20 protein-coding genes and 1 pseudogene are annotated in these 21,350 nt (G+C 51.3%); 5 read left to right on the top strand and 16 right to left on the bottom strand.

The genetic code is table 11. The features are described 5' to 3' along the window. Positions 1–31: 31 nt before the first annotated feature. Positions 32–940 carry a transcriptional regulator FeaR gene (feaR, locus tag QVF11_RS21365; RefSeq protein ID WP_287859088.1) on the top strand — a complete coding sequence of 303 codons (909 nt, stop codon included), beginning with the start codon at positions 32–34 and terminating at the stop codon, positions 938–940. Here feaR and QVF11_RS21370 read toward each other — a convergent pair whose 3' ends face one another. Genes QVF11_RS21370 through QVF11_RS21380 form a run of 3 tightly spaced genes read right to left on the bottom strand, consistent with a single transcriptional unit; the run spans position 941 to position 4,096 of the window. After that, entirely contained in the window at positions 941–1,264 is a 324-nt protein-coding gene (locus QVF11_RS21370) for a YdbL family probable chaperone protein (protein ID WP_287859112.1), read from the bottom strand. It lies immediately after the preceding gene. A gap of 7 nt (positions 1,265–1,271) precedes the next feature. Beyond that, positions 1,272–1,457, bottom strand: coding sequence for a YnbE family lipoprotein (locus tag QVF11_RS21375; protein WP_287859089.1), 186 nt, complete (start codon positions 1,455–1,457; stop codon positions 1,272–1,274). After that, positions 1,457–4,096 (bottom strand): YdbH family protein, encoded by a 2,640-nt coding sequence (locus QVF11_RS21380; RefSeq protein WP_142514294.1) that lies wholly within the window; start codon positions 4,094–4,096, stop codon positions 1,457–1,459. Before QVF11_RS21380 ends, QVF11_RS21375 begins: the two co-directional genes overlap by 1 nt. Before the next feature lie 195 nt (positions 4,097–4,291). Here QVF11_RS21380 and QVF11_RS21385 point away from each other — a divergent pair, with 195 nt between their 5' ends. The 3 genes from QVF11_RS21385 to hslJ all read left to right on the top strand — a co-directional run bounded on the left by QVF11_RS21385 (position 4,292) and on the right by hslJ (position 6,494). After that, positions 4,292–4,792 carry a DedA family protein gene (locus tag QVF11_RS21385; protein WP_112215688.1) on the top strand — a complete coding sequence of 167 codons (501 nt, stop codon included), beginning with the start codon at positions 4,292–4,294 and terminating at the stop codon, positions 4,790–4,792. A 146-nt stretch (positions 4,793–4,938) separates the two neighbouring features. Further along, on the top strand, positions 4,939–5,928 hold the full coding sequence (locus QVF11_RS21390; protein ID WP_112215687.1) for a 2-hydroxyacid dehydrogenase: 990 nt from the start codon (positions 4,939–4,941) through the stop codon (positions 5,926–5,928). A gap of 125 nt (positions 5,929–6,053) precedes the next feature. Then, complete coding sequence (gene hslJ, locus QVF11_RS21395; protein ID WP_287859092.1) at positions 6,054–6,494, top strand: heat shock protein HslJ; 441 nt, start codon at positions 6,054–6,056, stop codon at positions 6,492–6,494. Here hslJ and QVF11_RS21400 read toward each other — a convergent pair. Continuing rightward, the gene (locus QVF11_RS21400; RefSeq protein WP_110273417.1) at positions 6,491–6,763 is read right to left on the bottom strand and encodes a putative hemolysin; all 273 of its coding nucleotides are present in this window, start codon (positions 6,761–6,763) and stop codon (positions 6,491–6,493) included. The genes hslJ and QVF11_RS21400 overlap by 4 nt on opposite strands. 280 nt (positions 6,764–7,043) lie before the next feature. On the opposite strand from QVF11_RS21400, the gene QVF11_RS21405 reads away from it, so the two are divergent. After that, positions 7,044–8,015 carry a restriction endonuclease gene (locus QVF11_RS21405; RefSeq protein WP_287859094.1) on the top strand — a complete coding sequence of 324 codons (972 nt, stop codon included), beginning with the start codon at positions 7,044–7,046 and terminating at the stop codon, positions 8,013–8,015. A gap of 165 nt (positions 8,016–8,180) precedes the next feature. Here the strand turns inward: QVF11_RS21405 and QVF11_RS28725 are convergent. The 12 genes and pseudogenes from QVF11_RS28725 to QVF11_RS21460 all read right to left on the bottom strand — a co-directional run. Next, a pseudogene (locus QVF11_RS28725) lies at positions 8,181–10,178 on the bottom strand (phage tail tip fiber protein); the annotation flags it as partial. A 567-nt stretch (positions 10,179–10,745) separates the two neighbouring features. After that, on the bottom strand, positions 10,746–14,879 hold the full coding sequence (locus QVF11_RS28730; protein ID WP_462661186.1) for a TipJ family phage tail tip protein: 4,134 nt from the start codon (positions 14,877–14,879) through the stop codon (positions 10,746–10,748). 62 nt (positions 14,880–14,941) lie between these two features. Beyond that, positions 14,942–15,556, bottom strand: coding sequence for a tail assembly protein (locus QVF11_RS21415; RefSeq protein ID WP_287859096.1), 615 nt, complete (start codon positions 15,554–15,556; stop codon positions 14,942–14,944). A 234-nt stretch (positions 15,557–15,790) separates the two neighbouring features. Beyond that, the gene (locus tag QVF11_RS21420; RefSeq protein WP_287859097.1) at positions 15,791–16,501 is read right to left on the bottom strand and encodes a C40 family peptidase; all 711 of its coding nucleotides are present in this window, start codon (positions 16,499–16,501) and stop codon (positions 15,791–15,793) included. Between the two features lies 1 nt (position 16,502). Continuing rightward, positions 16,503–17,255: a phage minor tail protein L gene (locus tag QVF11_RS21425; protein ID WP_287859099.1), complete on the bottom strand. Its 753-nt coding sequence runs from the start codon at positions 17,253–17,255 to the stop codon at positions 16,503–16,505. Further along, positions 17,252–17,599, bottom strand: coding sequence for a phage tail protein (locus QVF11_RS21430; protein WP_287859100.1), 348 nt, complete (start codon positions 17,597–17,599; stop codon positions 17,252–17,254). Before QVF11_RS21430 ends, QVF11_RS21425 begins: the two co-directional genes overlap by 4 nt. A 22-nt stretch (positions 17,600–17,621) precedes the next feature. Beyond that, entirely contained in the window at positions 17,622–18,731 is a 1,110-nt protein-coding gene (locus QVF11_RS21435; protein ID WP_287859102.1) for a phage tail tape measure protein, read from the bottom strand. Positions 18,732–18,816: 85 nt separating this feature from the next. Next, positions 18,817–19,128 carry a DUF1799 domain-containing protein gene (locus tag QVF11_RS21440; RefSeq protein ID WP_353738531.1) on the bottom strand — a complete coding sequence of 104 codons (312 nt, stop codon included), beginning with the start codon at positions 19,126–19,128 and terminating at the stop codon, positions 18,817–18,819. Then, a complete protein-coding gene (locus QVF11_RS21445) occupies positions 19,125–19,436 on the bottom strand; it encodes a phage tail assembly chaperone (protein WP_110273426.1) in 312 nt (103 codons plus the stop codon). The genes QVF11_RS21440 and QVF11_RS21445 overlap by 4 nt, the downstream gene beginning before the upstream one ends. A 72-nt stretch (positions 19,437–19,508) precedes the next feature. Further along, on the bottom strand, positions 19,509–20,171 hold the full coding sequence (locus QVF11_RS21450; RefSeq protein WP_110273427.1) for a phage tail protein: 663 nt from the start codon (positions 20,169–20,171) through the stop codon (positions 19,509–19,511). 126 nt (positions 20,172–20,297) lie between these two features. Further along, a complete protein-coding gene (locus tag QVF11_RS21455) occupies positions 20,298–20,717 on the bottom strand; it encodes a hypothetical protein (protein WP_287859104.1) in 420 nt (139 codons plus the stop codon). Positions 20,718–20,802: 85 nt separating this feature from the next. Then, a complete protein-coding gene (locus tag QVF11_RS21460) occupies positions 20,803–21,345 on the bottom strand; it encodes a glycoside hydrolase family 108 protein (RefSeq protein ID WP_287859105.1) in 543 nt (180 codons plus the stop codon). Positions 21,346–21,350: the final 5 nt, after the last annotated feature.

Raw genomic sequence — 21,350 nt, forward strand, 5'->3', positions numbered from 1 at the left:
ACAAAAACATTATGATTACAAGGGATGCGCGATGAGTACGGCAAATCGTGGGCAGGATTACCAGCACTGGTTAGCAAGAATCAATCAGGTCTGCGGGCAATTCGCCGCCCGTCCGCTGGATGATAATTTTCACGGTGAGATAGACGCCAGCTATGCGGGCAGCCTGAAAGTCAGTACCGTTACCGCTCGCGGCATCAACCTGTACCGTACCCGGCAAGAAATTAAGCGCGACAACGACGCCTGGTTTTATACCGTTTTCCAGCTTTCCGGCCAGGCGACCGTCGAGCAGGATGGTCGTCAGGCGCTAATCGAAACCGGCGATATCACGCTAATTGATGCTTCCCGGCCGTGCTCGATTGTCTGGCAGCAAACCTCGTGTCAGGCCTCCTTGTTATTGCCAAGAACGCTGCTTGAACAGCAACTGCGCGGCAGCGATATCAGCATTGCCACCCGGCTGGCGAAAAGCCTGCCAATGGTTCAGCTCAGCCAGCGTCTACTGCAAGAAAGTATGAACAGCCCCGAGCTGTCGGCAAGCGAAAGCGAAGCGGCGCTGGAGGCGATTGTCTGCCTGCTGCGCCCGATGCTGCATCATCAGGAGGCTCAACCATCGCGGCGCGATAAGCAGTTTCGCAAAATCATGGATTTAATCGATGAGTCAATTCAGGCGGAACACCTGCGCCCGGAGTGGCTGGCCAGCGAAACCGGGATGTCGGTACGCAGTCTGTATCGGTTGTTTGCTGAAAAAGGGCTGGTGGTCGCACAGTACATTAAGAATCGTCGGCTCGATCTGTGCGCCCGCGCGCTGCAAAGCGCACATGATGACGAAAAGCTGGCGGGGATTGGCTACAGCTGGGGTTTCAGCGATCATAGCCACTTTTCTACCGCCTTTAAGCAACGCTTCGGTATCTCACCGGGAGAGTATCGCAAGCGCTGCCGTTAGCTATTTTTTCAGCCATTTGCCGTTAAGGCCCTGCACATATTCCCCCGGCTGCGCCCTGGCGACCAGCTTCTTCCCGGCCATTTTCGCCACCTGATCCACCGGCAGATTATTGTCATCCGCCAGCTGCTGATAACTGTCGCTGCGGGCAGCGTTGATCTGCTTCACCAGCGCCAGGGTTTCTTTATCCTGCCGCAGCGGTTCAAGATAGCCGTTGAGGGTTTCGCCTACCCGCCCCTGCTGGCGAGCTTCGTTCAAGGTTAAAGCCAGTGCCTGAGTGCTGAATAACACGAGCGCCAGCGTCGCAGTTAACAGTCGTTTTCTCATCATCGCCTCAGAACAGATCGCTACGCGATTTGAGCAGATTCTCAACATCTTTATCCACCTTGATATGAATTTCATGCTCAATTTTGACATTCATATTGATGATGATCGGCTCCTTTGACGCCGCAATCTCAATGCGCGGCGTGCAGCCCGCCAGCAGCATGGTCGCCAGAAAGGCGGTGAGTAGTTTGATCATTATTGTTGTTCCTTACAGGTGTTACTGTCCTGACAGCGCTGCGCGGGCAGTCTGGCATTTTGTTCAAGCCACGCTTGCAAATTGTCACCAAAACGCAAGCTGCGCCACAGGTCAAAAATATTCTCTTCATGGGAATAGTTTAAGTGCACCGTGTTGCTTTTGCCCTCTACCCGGCTGGTGCCGCTAATCGTCGCCTTCAGCGTCAGTACACCAAGGTTATCGAGGTTGATGCGCGTCCACGAGGTGGCAACTTCCATATAACGCAGCCAGTTTATCGCCGCCCCGGCGGAGACGTTATCGGCCACCAACGCGTCGGCGGTGTCTTTATCCAGGCGCATTGTCATCGGCCCCGGATTATTGAACCAGCCGTCCTTGATTATCCATTTATCGTTATTCAGCCACAGCGGCAGCGCGCCGTTAAACGGACCGGAAACCGCAAACTGCTTCACTTTAATTGCGCTAATTAATTCGCTGCTGGAGATGTTTTGCAGACGCAGCAGCGCCGGGTCATGCTGCGGCATCCGCAGCTGCTGCATGGTCAGCTTGCCGCCGAGTATATCGACGCTGACGTTGCTCAGCTGCAGCGGGGCGTCTTCGCTCCACGGGTAAGAGCCCTGGAGATCCGCTGTCAGGTTACGCGAAGTGAACTGGTTGACGATTTCCCCAATGCGTAGCGATACCGGATGACGGGTACCGAGCTGCCAGGTCCCTTCACTAAAGCGGAACGGCAGAACGAAATCGACGCCGTTAATCTGGTTATCCGGCATCCAGGCGCTACCGCCTTTCAGGACGCCGTGCCCGCCCGCTTCAAAACCCTGATCGGCGGCGGCAGAGAACGCCACCTGAGCGTACAACTCGCCTTCGCGCAGATTCATTTTCCACTCAGGCGGCACCAGCGGCTGGAACACGGTTAAAGACTGTTTTGGCCACCACGCCTGTCCACGCAGACGTTCGCCGTCCCAGCGCCCGGTAACGCGTACCGGACCAATGCTTTGCGCATGCAATGAACCGTTGAACTGAAACCAGGTCGGGTCGCGCCCATCGACGTTAAATTTGAGCGTCGAGGGCGGCAGTTCGCTGCCGCCGCTGAAGGTGGTTTTACCGGCGTCCAGCGACAGCGCCCCGGTCAGTTTCGGGTGCTGTTCATCGCGCAGCCAGTGGATCGGCTCTTCCAGCGTCAAACGCGGCGTGCTGACCAGCATGGAGCCGTATTGCAGCTTATCGAAGCCCGTAGACAAGCTGTTGAGCACGATAGCGCTGTCAGTCCACTCGCCCGCGCCTTTGACATCCCAGCGCGCCTGCATCGGCGTGAAATGGCCCTCGCCCCAATAGCGCCACTGCCAGCGACCGCGGTCGGGCATAAAGTTGTCGGCCTGACCGTCAAGATGCAGGGTAAAATCGCCCATTTCCTGCTCATGGGCGCGTAAAATGGCCTGCAGGCGGCCATCGACGCCCTGTTGAGTCACTTTAACACCCGCCAGCGGCCAGCGGATCTCATCAATATTGAGTGAATCGATGACCCGACCGCGCGACCGCAGCAGCGCGCCGGGGTGAAAATTAAGCACCGGCGCGGTGAGCGACCCGCTCAGCTGCGCGGGCAGTTTGGCATAAAAAATCAGATCGCCAAGCTTGGCTTCCCCGGTCAGCTGGAGCGGCATGTCGCTGCTGTCCATGCTCAGCTTACCGGGGCCAATATTCAGCACCGCGTTGCCCTTACCGGCCTGCCCCTGCGTCAGCACGTTCAGCCGTCCGCTGACCTGCATCTGCTCGGTGCCCTGCTGCCAGTTGCCTACCGACAGCGCGACGCGACCGCTCAGCGCATTACCGGCGTATTCGGTGTGCCAGCGGCCATCGCTGATGGCGATACGATCGGGCGTAATTTCCCACGGCAGGTCAAGCATTGGCTCCACTTCACCGCGCGGGGTAACCAACAACTGCCCGCGATTCTCTTGCCACTCGAGCTCGGCATCCACCAGCCCGGGCGCTTGCGCAAACTCGAAGGTGCTGAACAGGTGACCATCGACCGGGAAACCGTCCGGCACCAGCGGCATATGAAACTCGCCCACCAACTTCACCGGGGCCTGATCTTCCACTAAACGCGCGGAAAAGTTGCTGACCGTCAGCGCCTGACCGCGCAGCCGCGCCTGAACAGAGATCTCTTTTCCAGCATAGCCAATATCCTGCTGCTCTGGCGTGAGCGACATCACCAGCCGCCCTTGCCATTTTTCCCACGGCGACAGACGCAGATTTTCAATGGTCAGCCAGCTATAAGGAAGCATCGATTGCCATTCGGCGAGGGTTTTCGGCGCACCGGGAGCGGCTTCGCTCTCCGGCAGCTTGTTCAGACAGGCGCTGTTAACATCCAGCTCAGTGATATGTAAACGCCAGCGACTGGGACGGGACAGCTCGGCATTAGTGACGCGAGCGATTTCGCAGTCGCCCACCAGATAGCGCAGATCGGGGATACGCAGCGAGGTGCGCGTCAGGCGTGGACTGTCATTCAGAGCGATCCGGGTTCCGGCAGGCAGCCAGATCCCCGCCAGCGTGGGGACCCAATGGGTGAGCGTCAACAACAAAGCCAGCGGTAGCAACACGAGTGCTAATAATAGCGCGATGGCGGCTTTATATTTACCCTTCATGGGCAGCTAATATCCTGATTCAAAATAAGTAAAAGCCGAGAGGCCGTTATTGTGGCACGTTCGACCTGCGAGTTAAAGTTTCCGTCCCGTTTAAGCGTAGTCGCCGTCACGTGATTCTCCAGCAAGCTATTGAGCCGATGTTTAGTTTTCCCCTGCGACACTGATTAACATCTGCAATCACAAACGGGCGATCCTGTGGAGTTGATTATCTCGCTGGTAGAGCACGCTCAGCGCCATTATTCATTGGTATTGCTGATGGTTTTCCTGCTGACGTTCACTAAATCCTGCGCCGTTATCTCGCTGCTGATACCGGGCACCTCCGGGCTGCTGCTGTTTGGTACCCTGGCCTCCGTCAGCGTCGGGCATTTCTTGCTAATGTGGCTTAGCGCAAGCCTCGGCGCAATCGGCGGATTCTGGCTCTCGTGGCTGGCAGGACGCCGCTACCGACACCATCTGCATCGCATTCGCTGGCTCAATGCCGAGCGCCTCGCTCGCGGCCAGCTGTTTCTGCGTCGCCACGGCGCGTGGGCGGTCTTTTTTAGCCGCTTTCTCTCCCCGCTGCGTGCCACTGTCCCGCTGGTGACCGGCGCCAGCGGCACTCCTCACGGGCATTTTCAGCTCGCTAACGTCAGTTCCGGTTTGCTCTGGCCGCTAATGCTGCTGATCCCCGGGGCATTCAGTCTTAATATCTGGTAAAAAACATTACCTTTCAAAGAGATTCCTGAACTTGTCGATATGCTCTAGAATTATCACTATAACTTGATGATTAAACTAATTTTGAGTATTTGTAAGATTATTTTAATTATGCTACCGTGACGGTATTATCACTGGAGAAAAGTCTTATGAAAATCGCTGTGTATAGTACGAAGCAGTACGACAAGAAGTATCTGCAGCATGTTAATGATGCATACGGCTTTGAACTTGAATTTTTTGACTTCCTGCTAACCGAAAAGACCGCGAAAACTGCCAACGGCTGCGACGCGGTATGTATTTTCGTTAACGATGACGGTAGCCGCCCGGTGCTTGAAGAACTTAAAGCCCACGGTGTGAAGTACATCGCCCTGCGCTGCGCCGGGTTCAACAACGTTGACCTCGATGCCGCCAAAGAGCTGGGACTGCGCGTGGTGCGCGTTCCGGCCTACTCGCCAGAAGCGGTCGCAGAGCATGCTATCGGCATGATGATGTCGCTGAACCGCCGCATTCACCGCGCCTATCAGCGTACCCGCGACGCTAACTTCTCTCTGGAAGGGCTGACCGGTTTCACCATGCACGGTAAAACCGCAGGGGTTATCGGCACCGGTAAAATCGGCGTCGCCGCGCTGCGCATTCTTAAAGGCTTCGGTATGCGCCTGCTGGCATTTGATCCGTACCCAAGCGCCGCCGCGCTGGACATGGGGGTGGAGTATGTCGATCTTGAGACGCTGTACAGAGAGTCCGATGTTATCTCCCTGCACTGCCCACTGACCGATGAAAACTATCATCTGCTGAACCACGCCGCTTTTGATCAGATGAAAGATGGCGTGATGATCATCAATACCAGTCGCGGTGCGCTGATCGACTCTCAGGCAGCGATTGACGCCCTGAAGCACCAGAAAATTGGCGCACTGGGGATGGACGTGTATGAGAACGAACGTGATCTGTTCTTTGAAGATAAGTCTAACGACGTTATTCAGGACGATGTTTTCCGCCGTCTCTCCGCCTGCCACAACGTGCTGTTTACCGGTCACCAGGCGTTTCTGACTGCTGAAGCATTGATCAGTATTTCGCAAACCACCCTCGACAACCTGCGTCAGGTGGATGCTGGCGAAACCTGCCCGAACGCGCTGGTCTGATTTTCCTTTCCCTTTTGTGCTCCCCCTTCGCGGGGGGCACATTCAGATAATCCCCACAGAAATCGCCTGCGATACAGTTACAATCCCCTTCATTTATTGATGTGATAAATATTTTTGGAGATTAAATGAACAAGTTTGCTGCACTGCTGGCGGCGGGAATGTTGCTATCGGGCTGCGTCTATAACAGTAAGGTGTCGACCGGAGCGGAGCAGCTTCAGCACCATCGTTTCGTGCTAACCAGCGTCAACGGGCAGCTGCTGAAAGCAGGGGATAAGCCACTAGAGCTGAGCTTCGGCGAAAAGATGCCGATAACTGGCAAGATGTTCGTTTCAGGTAATATGTGCAACCGTTTCAGCGGCACGAGCAAAGTCTCTGACGGCGCGCTGAAGGTTGAAGAGCTGGCAATGACCCGAATGTTATGCGCGGAGCCGCAGTTGAATACGCTGGATGCTACACTCAGTAAAATGCTGCGCGAAGGCGCACAAGTCGACCTGACGGAAAATCAGCTCACGCTGGCCACCGCCGATCAAACGCTGGTATACAAACTCGCCGACCTGGTGAATTAATAGTTACCGCAGCTTCCGCCTGCCAGCGCCTGCTCGCTGCAGCGCTTGCCGTTTGGCAATGCGCACATGCCGATAGCGGAGCCATCGAGCTGGCGGGCCACCGATAACGAGCCGCCGACCATCGCGCAGTTTGCCTCACCGCTGCTGCTCATCGCAGCACGCATCCCTGGCGGCACGTGCGCCGCTGTTGCCTGCTGAACAGGTTCATCGTTACTGCTACATGCCGACAGTAACAACGCGGCACATCCGACTAAAAAAGCTGCTCGCATTCTCTCTCCCCTCAGATACGTCTGAAAATGAACAAACCCAAGAATAATAGGCAGCGCAGCGAGCGGCGTCGAGAGGCAAAGTACGTATTTATGCGCCGCATTAACATTTTCTAGCAATTTTTATGCGCAAAGGTTGATCTTATCGAGAAGGCCTGCAAGCAATCGCCCCCACTAATAAATAGGGGGTATCGTGAAAATGCACGTTGAGATATTTCTTAAGTAGCCGACGCGTTGCAGAATGAGTGCATGATTACGCGCACGTAAAAAACTCAGGATCGCCATGTTACGCAATTTGTTTAAATCTGAAGCAGATAAAACCAGAGACGAACTTACGACATTCAGGATCTCACTTTTACCTTTTATCAAACAGTATCAGTTGGAAGATCGTTGGCAGGAAGCGTGTGAGGTCGCGTTTCGGGGCGATGATGCCATAACCTGGATCGAAAAAAATAGCCAACTCACGCGTTCAAGCCTCTTTTTTCAGCGTGCCAAAGAAGAGATGGTTGCTGGTGCATTTGCCGCTTACTTGCTGACGCATGCGCTGCCTCCCCTTTATTCATCGCATCTGAATACGCTGAAGCGTAAAGAACGTACGCTGACCGTTACCGACGATTATGGTGTTGAGCACTATGAAAAGTGGTTTAGCGAGCTGGAATACTTCTTCGAACACGTCATTAAATACGACCTGAACCACTGGATTGAACAACACCAGCAGCAACTTAATCAGCTATGGCCGGACAACAACCCGGCAGAGTCAGTATGGGGGTCTGGTCGCGTTAGCTATCGCGCGTTCACTTTACCCAGGCAGTTCGAACGTCTAGTCAGGCGCGAGATCCTGCGCGTGGTGGACGAAATGCCCGAACCGCATACGCCAGGCTATAACCCCCATTTAAGCGGGATCGACTATGAGCACTTTGTCGCCAGCTGTTTTGAAAAAGCAGGCGCCGCCTGCCAGGTGACGCGCGGCAGCGGCGACCACGGTCTGGATATTCTGGTCGATTATAGAGGATGTCGACTGGCGGTCCAGTGCAAACACTATCAGGGAAAAGTCGGCAATAAAGCGATTCAGGAAGTCTTCGCCGCGAAACAATTCTACGATTGCCTGCTGGCCATGGTGGTCAGCAACAGCGAGTTTACCCCCCATGCCAGACAAGCGGCGCAAAAGCTGGATGTGTATCTTTACCATCATGATGAAATAGCCGCGTTTATTCAGATTCTCGATGAGTGGATTGATGCGCCTGATGTTAGCTAACTGCTCAGTGAATCAGTTTGCGGATACTGACTCAGATCGCAAAGCGCCCTCACCATGAAGCCATGGTGGGGGCGCTATTTTGGCTCTCATTTCAGGTTGCTAAGTTAACTAACTACTGCGAGCCCAGAATTGAGGGATGTCCAATCACATACAAAACTGATTATTTTAATCACTTGAAATACCTCGAATAATATTTGAATTACGCATAACAAACGCATGAAAACGTGACAGAATAACACCCGTCATGCCGCCATTTCTGTCCAAATAATACCCATAACGAACAACTGTCTCGCCTGTACCGGCCGGAACGATAAAGTCCATTGACTGGATTTCCATACTGCCATCCTCCTGTTTATATAAAACGCCATCAATGGATAGGGCACAGGTCATAGGGCCACCGCCCGAAGTATCGCCAGTACCCAGCATGAGAATGCAGTACCCTAATTTACCCATACTCAACGAACCGTTCCCATAATTTTTATATTCCATACCAGCCGTGAGCGAGCCTCCCCCAGATATATTAACTGAGTCATCCTGGCGGAGCGCCCCCAAAAGCTGTACCCGCTGCTCAAATGGTTGACGATCTACAGCGAGCAAATCAAACCAAATCCACTGTGCTTTCGGAAAACGACGAGAGCGATGCTGAGAAATATTAATAGCCCATGATCCAATATCCCCTACAATCTTATTAGCTCTTACAGTACCGAGGATATTGCAACTCTCATTTATAACGACATTGTTTAATGTGCCTGTATCAGCCTGGATTTCACCACGAACAATAACGTTATTGAATTCACTGCCGCCATTTTTGGTAATACTCCAGCCGCTTTTTCCGGTTACATAATTAGTAGATGAAAGTCGTTCAGTGATTTTCCCAATATCAATTGTGCCATTTTTAATACGTGCACTATCGATGTACAGCTCATTACCTTCCGCAATCATCACTGGTACGGCGGTTTTGCTGGTGTCATTAAAAATAGAGAAACGATCGGCGTTGAAAATGATGTCACTTGTCGAACCGTCGCTACCTAACACCATCCCGGCTCCTACTTTCTTCCCGTTGTTGGTTTCAACTTTGATGGAATACATGGAGCTGATTTTATTGTTGGTATCGACCAGGGTGTTACCCTGGGCCTGTACGGTCGAGGACAACGTACCAACGGTGCTGTTCAGGCTCGTGAGGCTGTTTGCCGTTGATGTGATCTTCCCTTCTGCACTGGTCACCCGGCTGGTCAGTGAATTCAAAGCCCCGGCATCGGCTTTACCATTCAGCGAACTCTGTAAGCTGGTGAGCTGCTGACTCTGCGCCGTGATTTTGTTCTCTGCATCTGTTACCCGCGTGGTGAGGCTGTTGACCGCTGTGGTACTGGCATCAGCCACATTCAGCGCATCCTGGGCGTCAGTGATATCTGTAATGACAACATCATCGATATACAGGTCGTAGCCCGGCGTGCCGCTGCCCGTCGCACCGCGTGTGGAAATCCACACCACCCCGCGTGTCCTTCCCGTTCCGTTCAGCCGGGCCTTACCACTGAATTTCACCCACATCCCGCGACTGCCCAGACCACTTTCCGTTATCGTGACAGCCCCCTGCCAGCTGTTCTGCCCAGCCGCATTCTGACCCTGAATACCGACTATCGTCTGCCACCCAGACGACGGGGACTGGTCCGCAGGCATCATCGCCCACAGCTCAATGCTGTACACCGCGTTCTCGCGGATACTCGACCACGGACCTATCTGCTTGTCGCTGTTGCCCCCGTTGTTCGCTTCACGGCGCAGCCGCAGGCTCCTGCTGCCGTTAAATTTCTGCGCCGTCGTCACGACTGCGGCGCTGCCGTATAGCTGCTGGCCATCCGCATAGCTCTCCAGCGAGCCGTCAAACCACGGATTAGATACCTGGTTGCGCAGCGTGCTGATACTGCCTGACAGCGACGTGATGCTCTCTGACTGCGTGGTCAGCGTGTTTTCCACCTGGCTGACCCGGTTCGTCAGCGTGTTCACCGCGCTGCTGTCCGCTTTCTTACCGATATTCTGGTTCGCCGTCGTCAGCCCGTTCTGCAGGCTCGTTATCGACCGCCCCTGGCTGGTCAGCGTGCCCTCTGCTGAATCCACCCGTGATGTCAGCGCGCTCACTGCCGCCGCGCTGGCGTTGTCCTCCGGCGCTTCACTCCACGCCGTCGGCACATTTCCCCGCTCGAACTTCGGCGAACTCAGGTACACCGTCTGGTCTGTTGAACCCGGCTGAATACGTGCAACAATCAGCTTTTTACTGCCGCTACCCGTACTCTGTGTCCATTTCACCCAGTAACGCTGCCATTCCGTCGTCAGAGTGAAATCACACAGCCCGTCTGAGTTGGTGAACGTGTTGCCCTGGCTGCTCACCGACTTTTTCGTGCTGTTTGGGCTGTAGAAATGGCTCCGGACTTTCTGCCCGTTTACCGCCGCCTTCGCGTAAAAACTCAGCACGTACTCCGTTCCGTCCACCGGCGCGGACAGGTCGACACTGATAAGGTCACGGTATGCGGCTCCGGCTTTCAGCGTGAATGCCATCACCCCGTTGCCGTTGTATTTTTCCGCACTCACATTGCCATATCTGGCCAGACGGCCGGAGTCGGGGATATTGTTCGTCCCGCCTACATCCAGCGCATTCAGCGAGTTTTCCAGCGAGGTGATCGCGTTGCCCTGGGTGGACAGCGTGCCCCCCTGTTGGGTCACCGTGTTCTGCAGACTTTACAGCGCCGTGGCATCCGCTTTTTTAGTGACGTTAGCGTTGGTCGTCGAAAGATCGTTCGTCAGTTTTGTCAGAGACTGGCCCTGACTGGTGAGCTTATCTCCATGCTGGCTGACAGTAGACTGCAGACCCGTAATGGCACTGCTGTTTGCCGCCACGCCCGATTCGGCTTTCCCCACGCGGTTAGACAGCGATGTCAGCGAATTTCCCTGGCTGGTTAACGTGGTGCCCTGCTGTTCCACTTTTTGCGTCAGTGACTGCAGGGCGCTGGCGTCGGCTTTTTTCCCGAGCGTGGTTTCCAGCCCGCTGATTTTGCTGGCCTGTGCGCTCTGAGCGGTCGACAGGGAACTCAGCTCCTCTGCGACGGTGGATTTATTCTCGTTGAACTGCGTCTGGAGAGACTCCCGCGCCACGACTTCAGCCCGGTCGGCGGTGATCCGCGCGTTCATTTCCTGATACAGCAGGCCGGAGCGTAAATCGCTCAGGCTGTTACTGTCAGTGGTTCCCCTGATCTGTGCCGCCAGCGTGGAGCGTTTCAGCACCTCCGCTTCATCTGCCTGCGTCCGCGCCATCTCCTCATTGCGTAACGCCGCCGTACTCGCCGCCGGTGCCGGTCGCCCGACCGATATCCAGTGGATCAGAAAATGGTTGTCGGCGTTCTGCCCCTGAGCCAGATCCAGGCGAAAACGGCGGACCGTGCCGGATGCATTCCAGTTCACATCGGAGATGGCCACCACGCTGATACCATCGCCGTCAAACTCCTGCCCGGCGATTGTCACCGAGCGGGTATCACTCCAGCCAGTTTCCTCTGTACCAATCCAGTAAAGCCGCCCTTTCCATGCCGGATTACCCACGCGTTTAATACGCAGCATCACGGTGCGATAGGAGGAAGCCGGAATAGTTTGCCCGTTTGGCGAACGGCAGGAAGCGGTGCTGTTCAGTGCTTTCAGCCAGCCGTCGTCGGTGATTTGCATCGGCACCTGACCGGCATCGTCCTCGGTCCACCCTTCATTGCTGTCGCTAAAATACCAGATGCTGTGTGAGTCGAATTGCTGGCCACTACCGGCGGAAATTTCAGAAATCTGACGGGCCAGCGACTCGTCGCCATCCTGAATAATCGTCTGCAGAGTATCAATGACGGCAACCCGCTCGTTTTTTTCATTCAGTAACTGGTCTGCCGCCTGCGCGGCTTTCGCGTTAACATCCGCGATACGGTCGGCGGTCTCCTGTTTTACCGCTTTGTCCCAGCCTGTATTCGTCTGGGCGATGGACTGTTTCAGGCTGTTTTCAACCGTCTGCAGCTGGGATTTTAACGCGGCATCCCCCTCGGTCAGTGTTTTGTTGACGTCAGTTATCTGCTGGTCAACGGAAGCATTAATGTCGCTCACAGCATCGGTGATACTCTTGTTCACCGCCGTGATATTCTCGTTGAGCGTCTGGTTTACGCTGTTGATATTTTCCGTTATCGATTGATTAACCGACGCTATCTGCCCGTCAACCTGGCTCCTGATCTCCGTGACGGTATCATCAATACTCTGGTTAATATCGGTAACCTGCTGCGCGACTTCTTCACGAATAGCATCAGCGGTTTTTGTCAGCTCTTTGTGGGTCTCCTCAATATCCCCCTGGGCTTCCTGCCAGGCTGGTGTGTCCTTAATAGCATCCGTCAACTGGTCGTAATATTCGCTAATGTCATCACTGGCCTGCCCCTGAACCCAACTTGTCCACGGGCTTTCATTGCCAAGGCGATCGACAATACGCGCCCGGTACCAGAACGCTGCAGCAATCTGCAGGCCCATCTGCTGATACGATTTCCCCGGATATGCTATGTCAGACAGCGTCATCGCTCCATTGCCTGTCTGATTTGGGCTGTACTGCAACTCGGTTTTCTGCGTATCCCCGCTCCCTTCCGGGAACGCCCAGTTCAGTTGTACACCATGCAGGAGCGGTGTGGTGGTCAGCGCCAGTGGCGCCGATGGCAGGCCAGTTTTTCCGCTCAGCGTTTTCTCGGCTGAATACGCCCAACCGCTGGAGACCTCTGCGGCATTGATAGCGCGCACTCTTACCGTATATCGCCCGGAATAAATTCCGCCGACATCAAACGATGTGACAGAACTGCGAGGAACATTTACCCAGTTACCTTCATTGCGACGCCACTGTGCTTCATAAGCAATGGCATTTTTTACTGTCGCCCAGTGAACCTGTAGTGTTTCAACGCTAATGCCCTGATTAACCACCGAATAGGACTCAACGACAATATTAGCTGGTGCACTTTGATTTACCGGGGGAATAACGCTGACCGGTCGACTGTCGATAACCGCGCCGGTATCAATCCTCGCATATTTATCAGGATCGTGAGCGGCTGCGGAAATAGTGAATGTACTATCGTTATTATCTTTAACACTCACAACCCGATATTGCTGAACCTTCAGAGAGTCAGATTCTACAGCCCACACGCATTCTGTTTCCGGTACTTCAGTATATTCGGTAGTAACGGTGACAATATACCCATCGACATCCTGAATAGTCCGGCTTTGCGTCGCACCTGACGGCAGGTTCATCAACAGCCTATCGCCCGCCTTTGCTTCCGTTTTACGATCGAGCGTAATGACACAGCCATCCACTTTACTGGTGCGGCCCCCGTTGACTTTACCCGCCAGCATTTCGTCCGCCACCGCAATGACATAACCGGGTTGCGGAATATTACCGTCGAGTCCGACGGAGAACGTCACTACACGATCTTTATTGTTGGTCAGGATCCCCCAACGCCCTTTACGGTTAGCTTCCGACTGGCGGGTACAGCCAATCGCCGTTAGTTCAAGCTGATTGAAGCCATAGCGAGCCACCAGCGGCTGCTCAAAAACCGGCTCCATCGCATCAGCATATTCGTTCTCAGGATCGGACCAGGAAACCAGCGCGTTGGTATAACGCGTTTTGCTGCTACTGCTGGCATACTGAAAACGACCATTAATGACGTTAGCTCTGGTGTAGGTGTAGTCGATATCGCGAGGCATATCGGCCAGCGCTATCACCTGATCGCCACTCCAGCAGGTCATGCCGCGGAAAATAGCTGCAAAATCTCGTAACACCGTATAGGCGTCGTTGCGATCCTGAATATAGACGTTACAAAGATAGCGCGGCTCGGTGCCATCACCGCCCTTACCGTCAGGCACAGGTTCGTCGCAATAACGAGCAACCTGATATAACGTCCATTTATCGATATTTTCTGAGGTAAGACGGTTTCCCAGACCAAAACGATCGGTAACGATCAGATCGTAAAAAATCCATGCTGGGTTATCTGTCCATGCCCATTTAAACGCGCCCGTCCAGATACCAGAATACTGTCGGGTTTCGGGGTCATAATTGTCAGGAACGCGAATAACGCGCCCGCGAGGACTACAGGCGATTTTGGGGATTGAACCATTAAACTGGCGGGAGTCAAACTCCACGTACAGCAAGGCCGTATTGGGATAACGTAGCTTTGCATCGAGAATCTCAGCATAACTTTGCAACGTCATGACATCGCCAATTTTTGAGGTGCTGACGTCTTCTGTGACCTTACGCAGGCGCAAAACCCAGCCCGTATTCGCCCGGGGTAAATCAATTCGATGGCATCGTTCATAACCAGAAGAGGTTTTACCAGTAACCGCGCTTTCCAGCACCGTCTGCCAGCTACCGCCGTCAGTTTGTAAATCGACAGAGTAGCTCACGGAGTTACCCATCAGATCGCCGTTATCTTCTTGTTTAAATAAAGATGGCCATTTTAAGCGCAGACGCACGGCAGAAAGCTGAGTATTACTAAAAGAATGGGTCCATGCCGTTTTACTGGATATTTCCGTACCTACGTTAATTTCATTTTCTGAACCTGGGATCCCCTGAATATAATTCTGTGCCTGCGTTCCTGGACGAAATTCCCAGGCTACACCGCTAAAATTTTGTGAACCGTCGGAATTTTCCAGCGGCGTACCGTCAAGATAAATATCTTTAGCGGTGAGCGCACCGGCGAATTCACCTTCGCCCAAAGCAAGAAGAATTTTGGCTTTTGCTACAGATTGCAAATCATCTGGCTGTTCCGTTGGGGTACGCGGACTCGAACTCCCGCCCTTGCGCCCTTTAATGAGGTGCTGTGTCATAGATATTATGTCCATAAAAAAACCACCCGAAGGTGGCCAGAAAAAGAGAGGGACCGGATATTTTACTGCTGGTCTTCTACATAAATTCCAGCGGTAATAATTGCACCGCCGATTCGCCTTTTGCCGTATAACAGCGGCACCGGATATCCCTGTGCAGTGGTATTTGTCACACCACCGAAGGCGTAAGAGGCTTTATTTTCAGGGGATTGTTGGCTGGCTAACCCTGGAACCTGAGGGGAAAGCATCTGAAGCACGCCGCCAAGTGCCATTGAAGCCCCCAGCATTGCAACGCTACCCCAACCGGAGCCGGCAGCCATCGCGGCCAATATGCCTCCAGCGCCCATTGTCGCGATTGAGGCGATCGCAATCAAAGCCACACCTAATATCGTTTGTAAGACGCCAGCCTTTTTACTACCGATGACAACAGGAACAATTCGTACTACGTTATCATTAACTGGGAAAGGAATATCATTTTCTCTGATATTTTCGCTCCCTTTAAATACAGCATACGTCAACCCCATTGCTTTACTGTTGTTCATGAATTGTTCAAACCCATGAATAGTACAGCATAAGGCTCTGATTGCTTCTGAGGTTGTCGCAACCATCCGAAAATGCGATTTACCGAACTGTTTACCCAAAATACCACCCAGCTCGATCCTGACCATACGTTCTTGCATAGATAGATACTCTCTCTGTCTGTGGTTTTATTTTGGCGATACCAAAATAAAACATAACTTCCATTTTGCCATGAATAAAAAACCTTAGATATACAATGTATATACACTAACGTTAAGCATGAAAATCATCTCAAACCCATTGATTCAAAAATCAGATATTAATTAATAAATAGACACGTTATGGCTTAAGATAAAAAAGACATTCACAACTACTCATCGTCGCCATTCAAGCATTCAACCAGACCTGTTATAACGCAAAACCTTCACCGTTCTTTCCTGCCAGTATCCACCGTAAGGTACCCGCTGGCTCAAGTGACCATACAGATGATGTAGTAGCATATTACCCTCCAGCAGAATACCTGCGTGATTCCACTTATTCGCCTGCACCTGCATGATAATCATATCACCGGGTTGCAGCGGGCCAGAAAACTCACGAAATCCGCATTCATACCAGCAATCATGGTAAAAGTTATCAGGGTAATCATCTTCCCACCACGGATAATCCACCCGGTAGTCCGTCAACTCAACACCATGCTGCTGGCGAAAATAACTCATTACCAGCCCCCAGCAATCATAGTGACCAAGAACAAACGGGCGCTCCAGTAGCGGCAGTTCCCCCCGAGGATAAATCGTGCGGAGATCACCTTCCGGCCAGCTAAAGATATGCCAGGGTAGCAACATCGCGTCACACTGAGCTTTATCCAATTCGCTTGGCTGGGTTGTAGCATCAGGATGGCTGTGCACAATCCCCGTGACGGTACCCCAATCCTCTGTCTGAGCATAATCCTCCGGCGCAAGGACAAAATGCTCTTGTGGATCGTCAGCAATATTACGGCAGGGAAAATAGCGTTCTACCCTTCCTCTTTGCGCAATGGCACCGCAGCATTCACGAGGATACTCCTGCCGGGCATGCTCCTGAATAGCCCTGATAACCTTCTGGCGCATATTAACTCCGAATTAAAGACGTGCCGGGGAAACCTCCAAAAGGTAGCTCGTTGTCTTCACCAAAGCGTAATTTACAGGCTGATAAAGTACCGTTGCAGACATCCAGCGCCGGGTCGGTAACAGATATATTATTTTTATCAAAATATCGCTGACCGGTATAATCACAGCCATCACCACTGCGGTATTTGTTTCTGATACACCAGGTACAGATAGAATGTAGCTGGCGAGTTGGGATCATGATCCCTTGCAAATCCATTGGGCTGGCAAGAGTGAACTCAATCGCTTCATTCGTTTCTTCACTTTTGGCATCAATAAAAAAGACCTTTCTTTTTTCCTGCGTGGGATCGGCAGCCGCATTCCCCTCAGGAAAATTACGTGCATCAAGATATTTTGCCAAAGTATCGTGTACCGTAACCTTCGCCTGAACCAGATCATCGTAATAAAGACACAGAGCAGTAATTGAGGCATCAATATTTGCCACCTTAAGCGATGGCTGCGCGTCCCGACCGCTGGTGGTAGACTCAATACCTTCAATAATACAAGGCCATGGCATATATTCATTTCCTTGCCACCAAATGGGTTTGGCAGGTAAACGAGTCTCATCGCCGCCCGCAGCCAGAATCTCGGCCTCGCTATGAGCGATATTGTGTCCGTGGAAATATAAGACATCATCCATTCCAAAGACGCTGCCATCAATCTCCAGCAAGCGTATTTCATTCCCTGGTTCAAGTTTTTGATAATCAGCTGTAATCATGGTGCATATGCCTGGTTAAATGTGGCGGTTACCGTCATAACCTGACTTGATAATGGTGAAAGCTTTAATGAGTCGGGGCTGACGCGATAAAGTCCAGATTCACCCGTTGGTGAATCCCAGATAAACGATTTCGTTACATGGCGGCGCATAAATTCGAGTACCGCTAATATCTCTTCCTTTTCGCCGGTTAATGTCACCGGCCAGGTTTGTTTTTCAGAATGTATACCATCGCCCACAATCTGCTGGTAGCCATCACCAAAACTAGCCTCACGGACGTTAAAATTAAAATCTCCTTGCAAACCCGCTTGTATTTGCGTTCGCCAGTTAAAAGTTTCTATTGCCATATCATCTCCGGGAATCAAAAAATTAACGCGCGTGGTTTGCATTCCAGATAAGTCCACCCGGCCTCAATTCATTCGCCACACCAGCACGAACTGAACGGTCGATAGTCTGCTGCCAGGCGCGATTCACCGCGCCACTATTGTCCGTCGATTGAGGTTCTGAACTCTGATTCTGAATAAGTACTGAGGTCTGAATGGTAAGTGGCCCTGCGCCAGAAGAACCCAGTCCCTGCATCGATGCCGTTCCCACATAACCACCGCCCGCATACCCCTGCGCGCCGCGCATCATGGCGTAAAGATTGCCAATCCCTATCGCCGAGGTCGCCTCCTTGGTAAAAACAAATTCGCCGCCATGAACAATCCCTCTTGGCTCATATTTACCACCGTCTCCGGTATATCCGCCTCCGGAATGACCAGTGAAAACTTTACCGATGGATGCTACCCAACCAATGCCGGAATTCGACATCGCGTTAAAGGAAGCCTGCATGGCTTTTACCAACAATAATTGGCTAAGCATCTTCAGCGTCCCTTTCAGAAAGGTCATCAGAAAATCGCTAAAATTCGCCTTTCCTGTGGTTATATATTCCACCAGCGAGTTTCCCATTGAGCTAAAAGCGTCTTTAGCTAAATCCTTAAGCTTGCCATGAACGTTTTCTCCATCCTTAAGGAATGTATCCCACGCTTCTTTGGCTCCTGCCATTAAACCGCCAAGCCAATCGCTCTTCCTCCCTTTTTCCTTATCATCGTCAGAACGCTCTTCCATAATTGCGCCTGGCAGAAAAATTTTGGGCGTATTACCCACATCTTCTTTTGGAGGGCCACCTATTCCCGCCAGTGAATCCCAATAGCTTTTAGGACCTGACGTGATATTGTAGGTCTCATCCTCAGATTTCTTTACCATATCCTGAAGTATTGGCCCCATTCTGGCTGGAGGAAGGGGTAACGTCTGCATTAACCTTTTCAGGCCATCCGTATGCTTTTTCTGGATATCTGTTGCAGCACGAAAAGTCTTATTAAACTCTTCACTTTTACGGCTGGCAACAGTGACTTTCTGTTGATATTGATCCAGAAGTCGGTTGCTTTTTTCCAGCTCACTGTTATTCATGCGCAGTGTTATTGTTGTATCACCCGCCATTGACTTTCTCCTGAAAGAATAAACCAGGCGATAGCCTGATTTAATTTAATTAATAAATAGAACATCCTTCCGATGAAAATCCTGACTAGTTCTGTAGTTTATTCAGGATATTCAACGCCACCCGTTCCATTATCTGAAGATCGTTTATTGCGGTTACCTCGTCAGCTACATCATAAACCCTCATGAGCCATGCAAGGACATTATAATCCAGACCGATGACCCCTCCCGGGCTGGTGCGCCACTGCGTGCTGACCGCGCGAAAAACCACAAATGCAGGCCAGATATCAGGCCAGACGTTGATAACAACATCGTCATAGTCTTCGGCTGTCAGACCGAATGCGCTAAGCTCATCCGCTGATGGTTCAGGCGTATAGAATGCAGAGGCAACCGCAATCAGTTTTTTTCGCGATTCCCCGTCAGCTCCTGATAATAGGTGGTCATTATTGCTTTAACCGCCCCCGGATAGTTATCTATCAGTGTTCCCATATTTTCTCGCGTACAGGGTTCAGATAATGCCCAGTCGTCGACGATCTCCAGTAAAAAATCACTGGCGGTTTTCTCGTCAATATTTTCAAGTTCTGCCAGCTCTTTTATTGGCCGATGCTTAAATGTAAAATTCAGTACTCCGTCGTCTTCACCAGCTCGGGGAATAATGACATCCGCTTTAAAAACAGGTTTAGGTTGTAATTTGAAGATAGCGCTCATAAGTACCCTTAAAAAAGGCTCCCGCAGGAGCCTAATCGAATTTATTTTGTGTTCTGCGGATAAGGAAAATTATTAATCTTCCGATTTGTAGAAGGTAATATCCCGCGAGTGAATGGAAAACGCGACTTGTACGGTTTCAACACTATTTACAGCCGTCACCGGTTGCGGATCAAACGACGGAACACCGGACCAATAGCGGTACTCTTTCGCATTCGGAACAAACATGCGTAGCGGTAAAATTTGGCCATAACGATCCGCCATACTCAACACGTTGTAGATTGCTAATGAAGCATCATGGGCTAACGTGAAGGTTTGATTTTTAGCCGCCTTAAAAGTACCAATATTACGCTGGCGATCGTCTGCCAGAAACTGTACCTGTGCATACTGCTGTTCACCACCTGATTGCGCGACTTCTGTAATCTGTGGAATCTCAGTCCACTCAGTGATTTTCTGTAATTTCCCGCTACCGGCATGAGCAGGGAAAAAATTCCTGTCGCTAGAGTTAACAACCGAAATGGTTACGCTATTCGTTGTTTGCGCGGTGATTCTGGCAACTAAACCATCGATAAGTCCCCATCCCGAAGAAATAAGCACGACATCATCAACCTTAAGGTTATGATTTTCAGCAACGGTAAAAATAGCCCCTTCGGCATTAGAAACCGTACTGACTGAAACTGGATTACTCAGGCCGGAGCCAACAAAAACGGTCGAGCCATTAGGCAGAGCAAAAGCCATAATAATATCTCCATTATTGATATTTAAATTTTAGAATGTACTTTATAAAAATCAGTTTGTTTAATTATGACTTATTGTTATGCATCATAATTATTACGTTTTAAAACTATTTCCCCCGTTAATTTATTATGAGTTTTCGGAGCTGCCATTGTGCAATACGCTATCAGGGATGCGTTTGGTTACTGGTTCATTTTCAAAAATCTTCATGCCATACTGCCCAATCCACGTCGCATTTTGGTTAATATTACTAAAAATAAACTCCATAACTTCAAGCATTAACTCTTGAATTAAAGTTGCTGAGTTATCACGGCACCAGCTTTCGATCGAAGTCAGAAGAGGATCGGAGCCATTAGCAATGAACTGCTCGCCAATACTATAATGCTTTGTTTTGTTTTCATCAGTAATGCAATGCAGCTTACTGATTTGTAGAATCTCCGCGGATGGCCCAACAGTTTGAACAGTGAGCGTTACAATTTTATTCCCTGTTTCCTCAACAACAGTGGATGAGTAAAACATTGAAAGAGTTAAATCATTAGATGTATACATTTATTTTCTCCAGGTAACAGTTACGGTACTAATTATAGTAGTAAAACATTTGAGTTAATCGCATTCAGAGGTTCGTCATTAAATATTACATAGCTATTCTCGCTTTCAACCAGCCATATACAAATGATTCATTGGAATCATACTTTTCAACCAGCTCCAGATAATACTGTCCCTGGCTACAATTCAGTGCTCGAAGTAATACGTTCTCTCCCTCTTTCCCTCTGCGGATAAGATAAAGACTCAACGCATTTAAGGTTCTGGGGCCAATAACTCCATCCGATATGAGATCCGGATAGAGCATTCCACGATGATTAAAAGCATTTAGCCACCGTTGAAGCCACTTGCTTGGTAATGACGGTCCCATGTTGACACCGGCATCACACAACTTTTCTGCGAGCGTGGTAGATATCTCCGCAACTTGATCGAACCGGGGCGCAATCCAGTAGTCAGCATTGAGAATATCCAGCGCCCGCTGGCGCGTCAGCTTTCGCATATCGCCATCATAGCCATGGGCCCGGGCGGTCACCTGAGTAATTCCCCAGTTTGTCGCCCCACCTTTATCATCCGGATGATTTACATAACCGCCCTCCTTATCCAAAATGGTATTAAAAATATCATCTTTGTTCATACATG

Origin of the sequence: Klebsiella sp., assembly GCF_027492335.1 — a bacterium.
GTDB classification, from domain to species: domain Bacteria; phylum Pseudomonadota; class Gammaproteobacteria; order Enterobacterales; family Enterobacteriaceae; genus Klebsiella; species Klebsiella huaxiensis.

Excerpts from the sequence above, each read along its gene's own strand:
- feaR (WP_287859088.1), top strand. The coding sequence starts at position 32 with ATGAGTACGGCAAATCGTGGGCAGGATTACCAGCACTGGTTAGCAAGA.
- QVF11_RS21370 (WP_287859112.1), bottom strand. The coding sequence starts at position 1,264 with ATGAGAAAACGACTGTTAACTGCGACGCTGGCGCTCGTGTTATTCAGC.
- QVF11_RS21375 (WP_287859089.1), bottom strand. The coding sequence starts at position 1,457 with ATGATCAAACTACTCACCGCCTTTCTGGCGACCATGCTGCTGGCGGGC.
- QVF11_RS21380 (WP_142514294.1), bottom strand. The coding sequence starts at position 4,096 with ATGAAGGGTAAATATAAAGCCGCCATCGCGCTATTATTAGCACTCGTG.
- QVF11_RS21390 (WP_112215687.1), top strand. The coding sequence starts at position 4,939 with ATGAAAATCGCTGTGTATAGTACGAAGCAGTACGACAAGAAGTATCTG.
- hslJ (WP_287859092.1), top strand. The coding sequence starts at position 6,054 with ATGAACAAGTTTGCTGCACTGCTGGCGGCGGGAATGTTGCTATCGGGC.
- QVF11_RS21400 (WP_110273417.1), bottom strand. The coding sequence starts at position 6,763 with ATGCGAGCAGCTTTTTTAGTCGGATGTGCCGCGTTGTTACTGTCGGCA.
- QVF11_RS21405 (WP_287859094.1), top strand. The coding sequence starts at position 7,044 with ATGTTACGCAATTTGTTTAAATCTGAAGCAGATAAAACCAGAGACGAA.
- QVF11_RS28730 (WP_462661186.1), bottom strand. The coding sequence starts at position 14,879 with ATGACACAGCACCTCATTAAAGGGCGCAAGGGCGGGAGTTCGAGTCCG.
- QVF11_RS21415 (WP_287859096.1), bottom strand. The coding sequence starts at position 15,556 with ATGCAAGAACGTATGGTCAGGATCGAGCTGGGTGGTATTTTGGGTAAA.
- QVF11_RS21420 (WP_287859097.1), bottom strand. The coding sequence starts at position 16,501 with ATGCGCCAGAAGGTTATCAGGGCTATTCAGGAGCATGCCCGGCAGGAG.
- QVF11_RS21425 (WP_287859099.1), bottom strand. The coding sequence starts at position 17,255 with ATGATTACAGCTGATTATCAAAAACTTGAACCAGGGAATGAAATACGC.
- QVF11_RS21430 (WP_287859100.1), bottom strand. The coding sequence starts at position 17,599 with ATGGCAATAGAAACTTTTAACTGGCGAACGCAAATACAAGCGGGTTTG.
- QVF11_RS21435 (WP_287859102.1), bottom strand. The coding sequence starts at position 18,731 with ATGGCGGGTGATACAACAATAACACTGCGCATGAATAACAGTGAGCTG.
- QVF11_RS21445 (WP_110273426.1), bottom strand. The coding sequence starts at position 19,436 with ATGAGCGCTATCTTCAAATTACAACCTAAACCTGTTTTTAAAGCGGAT.
- QVF11_RS21450 (WP_110273427.1), bottom strand. The coding sequence starts at position 20,171 with ATGGCTTTTGCTCTGCCTAATGGCTCGACCGTTTTTGTTGGCTCCGGC.
- QVF11_RS21455 (WP_287859104.1), bottom strand. The coding sequence starts at position 20,717 with ATGTATACATCTAATGATTTAACTCTTTCAATGTTTTACTCATCCACT.
- QVF11_RS21460 (WP_287859105.1), bottom strand. The coding sequence starts at position 21,345 with ATGAACAAAGATGATATTTTTAATACCATTTTGGATAAGGAGGGCGGT.